Annotated in this window: 8 protein-coding genes and 1 pseudogene; 5 read left to right on the top strand and 4 right to left on the bottom strand. The window is 43.7% G+C overall.

Annotation, left to right across the window (positions count from 1 at the left end; genetic code table 11):
- Positions 1-64: 64 nt before the first annotated feature.
- Positions 65-409, bottom strand: coding sequence for a type II toxin-antitoxin system RelE/ParE family toxin (locus ACUVJL_RS07710; RefSeq protein WP_333122784.1), 345 nt, complete (start codon positions 407-409; stop codon positions 65-67).
- A gap of 56 nt (positions 410-465) precedes the next feature.
- Positions 466-705 (bottom strand): DUF2283 domain-containing protein, encoded by a 240-nt coding sequence (locus tag ACUVJL_RS07705; RefSeq protein ID WP_445245312.1) that lies wholly within the window; start codon positions 703-705, stop codon positions 466-468.
- A 535-nt stretch (positions 706-1,240) separates the two neighbouring features.
- Here ACUVJL_RS07705 and ACUVJL_RS07700 point away from each other — a divergent pair.
- From ACUVJL_RS07700 to ACUVJL_RS07685, 4 genes are all read left to right on the top strand, one after another.
- On the top strand, positions 1,241-1,450 hold the full coding sequence (locus ACUVJL_RS07700; RefSeq protein ID WP_333122798.1) for a type II toxin-antitoxin system HicB family antitoxin: 210 nt from the start codon (positions 1,241-1,243) through the stop codon (positions 1,448-1,450).
- Positions 1,443-1,670 carry a type II toxin-antitoxin system HicA family toxin gene (locus ACUVJL_RS07695; RefSeq protein ID WP_445245311.1) on the top strand — a complete coding sequence of 76 codons (228 nt, stop codon included), beginning with the start codon at positions 1,443-1,445 and terminating at the stop codon, positions 1,668-1,670. Before ACUVJL_RS07700 ends, ACUVJL_RS07695 begins: the two co-directional genes overlap by 8 nt.
- A 187-nt stretch (positions 1,671-1,857) precedes the next feature.
- Complete coding sequence (locus ACUVJL_RS07690; protein ID WP_445245310.1) at positions 1,858-2,127, top strand: hypothetical protein; 270 nt, start codon at positions 1,858-1,860, stop codon at positions 2,125-2,127.
- A complete protein-coding gene (locus tag ACUVJL_RS07685; protein WP_445245309.1) occupies positions 2,127-2,537 on the top strand; it encodes a type II toxin-antitoxin system VapC family toxin in 411 nt (136 codons plus the stop codon). The genes ACUVJL_RS07690 and ACUVJL_RS07685 overlap by 1 nt, the downstream gene beginning before the upstream one ends.
- Positions 2,538-2,729: 192 nt before the next feature.
- Here the strand turns inward: ACUVJL_RS07685 and ACUVJL_RS07680 are convergent, their stop codons facing one another.
- A complete protein-coding gene (locus tag ACUVJL_RS07680; RefSeq protein ID WP_445245308.1) occupies positions 2,730-4,412 on the bottom strand; it encodes an acetolactate synthase large subunit in 1,683 nt (560 codons plus the stop codon).
- A 98-nt stretch (positions 4,413-4,510) separates the two neighbouring features.
- Entirely contained in the window at positions 4,511-5,878 is a 1,368-nt protein-coding gene (locus tag ACUVJL_RS07675) for an NAD-dependent succinate-semialdehyde dehydrogenase (protein WP_445245307.1), read from the bottom strand.
- A gap of 546 nt (positions 5,879-6,424) precedes the next feature.
- Here ACUVJL_RS07675 and ACUVJL_RS07670 point away from each other — a divergent pair.
- Positions 6,425-7,090 (top strand): annotated as a pseudogene (locus tag ACUVJL_RS07670) (RNA-guided endonuclease InsQ/TnpB family protein); the annotation flags it as partial.

The following is a 7,090-nucleotide window of genomic DNA, read 5'->3' as shown; positions in this document are numbered from 1 at the left end:
CTCGATATAGCTAGCAGCACTTTCAGGGGTTTGTAAAGAAGAAATCAAGTATTCGTGGTAGCTTCTAGTTGTTGGCACTTTGAGTTCTTTCATAATCTCTCCAGTATTTTTTAGCTTGGCTAATATCTTGCTCTTGAGTGCTTTTATCACCGCCACATAGCAGCAACACAACTGTTAACCCGATTTGTCCAAAATAGATCCGATAGCCAGGGCCGTAATCAATCTTAAGTTCATAAACTCCGGCTCCTACTGAGCGATAGTCTCCCAGATTGCCTAGCTCAACTCGCCTGAGTCGTTTCTTGATTTTAGATACAGTTTTCGTATCTTGAAAGGAATCAAGCCATCCTTCAAATGGACTTGTCCCATCGGCTTTCAGATAGTTCTGTACTTCTCGTGGTTGAGCTTCCATAATTTTAACACAGGCGATCGGGATTTTAATGGGAGTGGTAGCGTGTCGCTACTTTTTTAAACCTTCTGACTCAAGTGCAACTCACCCACAATCGGTAATTCAAATACATTACTCTCTCGCAACCGCTTTGAGAAAAACATAACTTCCAGATTTTCAATTTCCTCCGTGTCATAATTGAGACGAGCCACAATTCCATATTCTAGTTCTTGCGATTCTTGCTCTGCATAAGGCGCACATTTATTGACGTACAAAATATCCCCAATAGCATCGTATTTAAAAGTTAGTTTTTCTGCCATATTATCTCTCCTTGGGTAACATTTTTTGTTAAGTAAGCTGTCACGATCCAATAGCGCTCTCTGGGATCTGTATCATTCACAACAGCTACTACAACATACCTACCCTTGCGACCCTTACCATACTGCTGTGAAAATAGAAAAGTATTGCCGAAACGTAAATCACATCGAAATCTGGGTCAGCTAGAGTTTTAGCAATTCTTTCTTGATAAGATGGTAGCAAATCGGGATGTGTATCCACAATATGTATTTCTCGCTCTTCAGTGAGTTCAACCTCGCTATCGAGATATGGACAGAAAAATTGTGTTGTCACATTCCTCCATTCTTGCCAGTCCTAGTTACCTAACTTTTAAATTACCATAATTACCTGACAAGTTTAGCGATCGCCCTTACATCCCAAATTGTTAAAAAGCGCGTGAAACGCAGCTATCCCCTAGGGAATCACCCCTCACTTCTCCTGTACTTGTAAAAAATTTCCATCTGAGATAAACTAGGAAATAAAAACCAAGCAACCTCTGATGATGGAAGCAAAAACCTTATGAACACTCAAAGCTTCACAGCCATCATTTACAAAGAAGAAGATATGTACATTGCCGAATGTCCAGAAGTCGGCACAGTTGACCAAGGCGAAACCATAGAAGAAGCAATCGCCAACCTCAAAGAAGCTACAAAACTCTATTTAGAAGAGTGTCCCTTACCAAAAATAAGTCCCAGGTTTGTAACTAGCATAGAGGTTAGCTATGCCTAAATTGCCCAGAATATCAAGCCTAGAAGTAATTCGTGTACTAGAACGTTTAGGCTTTTATCAAGCTAGGCAAACGGGTAGCCATATTGTCCTCAAAAAACCTCTCCCAGACGGAGAAATTGTTTGCGTTGTGCCACTCCACCGCGAGTTAAAAATTGGTACTCTCAGCGGTGTTCTCAAGCAAGCAAAGATCGCACCCGATGAGTTTATAGCGAATTTATAAGTGCCAAACTCATTAATTATAGAAACGTAAAACCCGATCGCCCTTACATCCCAAATTGTCCCAAAGTGCGTGAAGCGCAGCTATCCCGTAGGGAATCGCCCCTCACTTCTCCTGTGCTTGTAAAAAATTTCGATCTGAGATAAACTAGGAAATAAAAACCAAGCAACCTCTGAAGGAGGATAAAACAATGTCAGAAAGAGAATTATTGATTCGTGAAATTTCCCAAACACCCGATACTTTAGTGAGAGAAGTTTTGAACTTTTTGCTATTCATTAAAGCCAGAACAAATCAAGATAATTTTCACAACCCTAATTCCGAAAATTCCGACCTTCCATCTTTCTTGAATTTCATAGATCGAGTTAATTCTGAAATACCAGCAGAAGAGAATGCACAGCTACCGAGAGACTTATCAAAAAATCTAGATAGCTACTTGTATGGCTCACCCAAAGAAGAATAATGAGAAAAATCTTTGCTGATACAGGTTATTGGATTGCCTTACTCAATCCCGATGATGCTCTACATCAAAAAGCTCGAAATCTCACAATCTCTCTAAAAAATGTACCCATTGTTACCAGTGAAATGGTATTTACTGAATTACTAAATGCCTTCTCTGGAAAGGGGAGTTTTTATAGACAAAAAGCCGTTAATTTTATCAATCATTCATTTAACAGTCCTGAAATCGAAGTAGTTAGTCAAACAAATGAACTATTCAAAAGTGCACTTGAGCTATACAATAGCCGACCAGATCAAGCATGGAGTCACACAGATTGCACATCATTTCAAATTATGCAGCAACAAAATATATTAGAAGCACTCGCCTATGATAAACATTTTGAACAAGCTGGATTTGTTGCTTTGCTGCGTTAGGGGATAACCCGATCGCCCTTACATCCCAACTTGTCAAAAAGCCCGATCGCACATAACCCTCAACAAGACAGCGATGGAGGGAACAGCAAGCCGTTTCCCTCCCCCAAAATAATCAATCCTACTTTCAGGATGTAACCATCGCCAGATTAACCGTAGGGAAACAGCACTGCCGTGTCCTGATTTCGGCTACTCTTACAAATTGCAACTCATATCCCCAGATAATTGACTGAAACGCGCATTTTCCCGGTAGTCTACCGGACAGTCAATCACGCAAGGGACATCTTGAGCAAGGGCCTCTTTCAGAATCGGAATTAAATCCGTTGTAGCTTCCACTCGATAGCCTTTTAAACCCATACTTTCGGCAAATTTCACAAAGTCGGGATTGCCAAATTTGACAAAATCTGAATGACCAAAATAATCTTGCTGCTTCCATTCAATCAACCCGTAACCGCCGTCATTAAAGATCAGCGTCACAAAATTAGTACCGACACGCAAAGCAGTTTCTAACTCCTGACAATTCATCATAAAACCGCCGTCGCCCGTGACTGCTACTACCTTGCGATCGGGATAAACGAGTTTTGCAGCCACCGCGCCCGGAATCGCAATTCCCATCGCCGCAAATCCGTTAGAAATCAAACAGGTATTCGGGCGATCGCAATGATAGTGCCGCGCCATCCACATTTTGTGAGCTCCCACATCAGATATCACAATATCTTCCGGGCCCATGACTTGCCGCAAATCGTAAATGAGTTTTTGCGGCTTGATCGGGAAACCGTCGTCGGCTGCATGTTGTTCGTACCCCGCGCGAATATCCGCCCGCAATTGCTTAGCAAAAGGGTCTACTTTCTCCATGCGATCGGCACGCTGCAAAATTTCATTGAGGGAATCAGAAATATCCCCCACAACTTCAACCAGAGGAATATAACTGCTGTCAATTTCTGCTGGCAGAGCTCCAATATGAATAATCGGGATTTTCCCCTCTGGATTCCACTTTTTCGGGGAATATTCAATCAAATCGTAGCCAACAGCAATCACTAAATCCGTTTCTTCAAAAGCACAGCTAATGTAATCCCGTTTTTGCAATCCCGTCGTCCAAAGTGCCAAAGGATGAGTGTAAGGAATTACGCCTTTGCCCATGAAAGTATTAGCTACAGGAATATTCAATCGAGTAGCAAATTGTGTCAAAGCCTCGCTGGCATTAGCGCGGATAGTGCCATTTCCTGCTAACAGCAGAGGACTTTTTGCCTTGGAAATTGCCACAGCGGCTTTATTCAGGCTTTGGTAAGCCCCAAAAGTTTTTTCGCGGTTGTCTTTGGTTAGCGGATGTCCGTCAACAGGCATTGCTGCGATATTTTCTGGCAAGTCAATATGAACTGCTCCCGGCTTTTCACTTTGAGCTACTTTAAAGGCTTTGCGGACAATTTCTGCCGTCGTGCTGGGTCGGACAATTTGAGCATTCCACTTAGTAACAGGTGCAAACATGGCCACCAAATCTAAATATTGGTGCGATTCAATGTGCATTCTGTCAGTGCCGACTTGTCCGGTAATTGCTATTAAAGGAGCGCCGTCTAAGTTGGCATCAGCAACTCCTGTCATTAAGTTAGTTGCGCCCGGCCCCAAGGTGGACAAACAAACGCCTGCTTTGCCCGTGAGGCGGCCGTAAACGTCTGCCATGAAGGCGGCGCCTTGTTCGTGACGAGTAGTAATAAATTTAATTGAAGAGTTTCTCAGGGCTTCTAGAACTTCTAAATTTTCTTCGCCTGGAAGTCCGAAGACGTATTCTACTCCTTCGTTTTCTAAACATTTTACGAGTAGTTCAGCAGTGTTCATTTCCGTTTTTTTCCTCTGTAAGTGTGGATTTTTTGTCTGGGTCAAATTCTCGTAAAAATACTAGATTAATTTTTTTAACCGCAGATGAACGCGGATAAACGCAGATTAATTGATATTTTTACGAGCAGTGTATCGAGTTTTACTTATTTTACCCACACTGTTTTAATGTTGACGAATTCGTGCATTCCTTGGATGCTCAATTCGCGTCCGTAACCGGAGCGTTTGATACCGCCAAAGGGCAACCTGGGGTCTGATTTTACTAAGCCGTTGATGAATACGGCGCCTGCTTCTAGTTCGGAAATAAACCGATCGCTCTCTTCTCTTACTGTAGTCCAAGCCGTCGCACCCAAGCCAAAAGATGTGCTGTTTGCCAGTTCGATCGCCTCATCGATGCCTGCAACCCGGAATACTAAAGCTACCGGACCGAAAAATTCTTCTTGACGCGCAGCAGCATCCGGGGGAATCTCTGCCAGAATAGTTGGCAAGTAGAAATTGCCGGCATTCTCTGACAATGGGCGGCCGCCTGTCAGAAGTTTTGCTCCCGATTGGATGCAAGTTTGCACTTGATTGTCCAAGTCTTTGAGGATGGCGGGAGTAGCTAAAGGGCCGATATCGGTTTCGGGCAACATCGGATCGCCTACTTTTAATTGCTCAAATTTTTCGACAAATCCTTTGATGAATTCGTCGGCGATATCTTCTGCTAAAATAAAGCGTTTGGCCGCGATGCAAGATTGACCGTTATTGAGCATCCGCGCTGTCACAGCAGTTGATAAAGCTGCTGCTAAATCAGCACTGGACATCACTATAAAGGGGTCGCTTCCTCCCAATTCCAGTACAACTTTTTTCAAGTTTTTGCCCGCATTTGCTGCTAAACTAGCACCTGCTGGTTCGCTGCCGGTGAGGGTTGCTGCTTTGATGCGATCGTCCGCAACGATATCAGCTACTTTGTCGGCGCCCACTAACAAAGTTTGAAAAACTCCTTCGGGAAAGCCCGCTTCCGTGAAAATTTCCTCTATTTTCAAAGCGCACTGCGGCACGTTGGAAGCGTGTTTGAGCAAGCCCACATTGCCCGCCATCAGCGCCGGCGCCGCAAACCGAAAAACTTGCCAAAATGGGAAATTCCACGGCATGACGGCTAAAATAGCCCCTAGTGGTTGGTAGCGGACAAAGCTGCTGCTAGCGTCAGTGGTTGCGGGTACGTCTGCCATAAATTGAGCGGCATTTTTGGCGTAATAACGGCAAACTAAGGCGCATTTTTCCACTTCGCCGATCGCAGATTTGAGCGTTTTGCCCATTTCCAGGGTCATAATTTTAGCGTAAATTTCGCGATCGCGCTCCAAGATGTCTGCAGCTTTTTGCATCCACAGAGCTCGCTGCTCAAACGGCAGGTGGCGGTATTTGTTAAAAGCTTGCTGTGCTAATTCCAGCTTAGCTTCTATTGCCTCCGAGGAAATCGCCTCGAAAGTTTTCAGCGTTTCTCCCGTTGCCGGGTTGATAGTAGCAATAGCCATTGTTTCATCTCCTGCCTGAAAAACACAAAAACCCCCTCTAGTTTTCAAGCTAGGCGGGGATTTGTATCAACCTATTACAAAATGGGAATTTACCAGCCACGTTTTCTTTCAAGTCTTGCGAATTTGCAAGTGTCGTGATTTGTTTAAAACTCTCTACTTTTAATTATAGTCTAGAGTCTCGATCGCAAATCTTAAGAAAATTCGTTCTTCAACTGGCTCTCTTAGTCTCTTAGAGAGGGACTTCGTTTGGCTCTTGAGCGATTTCCATATCCGAATCATCTCTTAAAGTTCCCCTTCTTAAGGGGGATGCGAGGGGGAGCGAGACTTCGATACACAGTTAAAAATTCAAACAGACATCTTCCAGAATTCTCGCTTAACAGGCCCGACGGCCTGTTCCCCTCTACATTTTTCAACTAAAAAAGCAGGAGTCCCGCACTCTAACGGTACGACCTTGAGTGACGGGAGGAATGCGCGTGAGGCTCAAGAGCTGAACAAATTATCTACAAACGCAGACAGAATTTCTTCAACGCGTGATACAATTATGTCATGAAACAAGTCCTAACAGTATCTTGCAAGCTCCAAGTAACGCCTGAACAGTCCATCAAGGTTGATGCAACCCTTCAGGCGTTCGCTAATCCTTGTGAATATGTGAATCAAACTGTGTCGCCAACTCTGACAAATGAATTGGCAATGCAATCCTTGATATATCATACTGTTAGAGATATGTTTGGACTTTCGGCGCAGTTGGCAATCCATGCTATTAGACGGGTTTCTGGCAACAGAAAAACAGCTAAAAAAGATGGTTCGCCAGTCAGCAGCTTTGCTCCTACTAGCGTCACTTACGATACCCGTATTTTTTCTTTTAGGGAAAAAGATTGGACGGTAAGTTTGACTACTACTGGTGGTAGGGAGCGGTTTGTACTGGCTATCGGGAACTACCAACTTGGATTGCTCAAAGGTCAAAACCCCAAGACTGCTACTTTGTGCAAACGCTCTTATGGTAGTTACTATCTCAATATTCAGCTTGAATCTCAACCAGCCGAGCCTCCACCAAGCAATCACGTTTTGGGCTGTGATTTGGGTAGGACTGATATTGCAGTTACTTCTGATGGAGATACATTTAGCGGTAAACAAATTACCAAAGTTAGAAATCATTATGCCAAGTTGAGAGCAAATATCCAGCGAAAAGCCACGAAAGGCACACGGAGCACT

This window comes from Microcoleus sp. OTE_8_concoct_300 (genome assembly GCF_031383065.1).
Lineage (GTDB): Bacteria > Cyanobacteriota > Cyanobacteriia > Cyanobacteriales > Microcoleaceae > Microcoleus.
This window is presented reverse-complemented; position numbering and strand designations above follow the sequence as displayed.

Excerpts from the sequence above, each read along its gene's own strand:
- ACUVJL_RS07675 (WP_445245307.1), bottom strand. The coding sequence starts at position 5,878 with ATGGCTATTGCTACTATCAACCCGGCAACGGGAGAAACGCTGAAAACT.
- ACUVJL_RS07710 (WP_333122784.1), bottom strand. The coding sequence starts at position 409 with ATGGAAGCTCAACCACGAGAAGTACAGAACTATCTGAAAGCCGATGGG.
- ACUVJL_RS07700 (WP_333122798.1), top strand. The coding sequence starts at position 1,241 with ATGAACACTCAAAGCTTCACAGCCATCATTTACAAAGAAGAAGATATG.
- ACUVJL_RS07705 (WP_445245312.1), bottom strand. The coding sequence starts at position 705 with ATGGCAGAAAAACTAACTTTTAAATACGATGCTATTGGGGATATTTTG.
- ACUVJL_RS07690 (WP_445245310.1), top strand. The coding sequence starts at position 1,858 with ATGTCAGAAAGAGAATTATTGATTCGTGAAATTTCCCAAACACCCGAT.
- ACUVJL_RS07695 (WP_445245311.1), top strand. The coding sequence starts at position 1,443 with ATGCCTAAATTGCCCAGAATATCAAGCCTAGAAGTAATTCGTGTACTA.
- ACUVJL_RS07685 (WP_445245309.1), top strand. The coding sequence starts at position 2,127 with ATGAGAAAAATCTTTGCTGATACAGGTTATTGGATTGCCTTACTCAAT.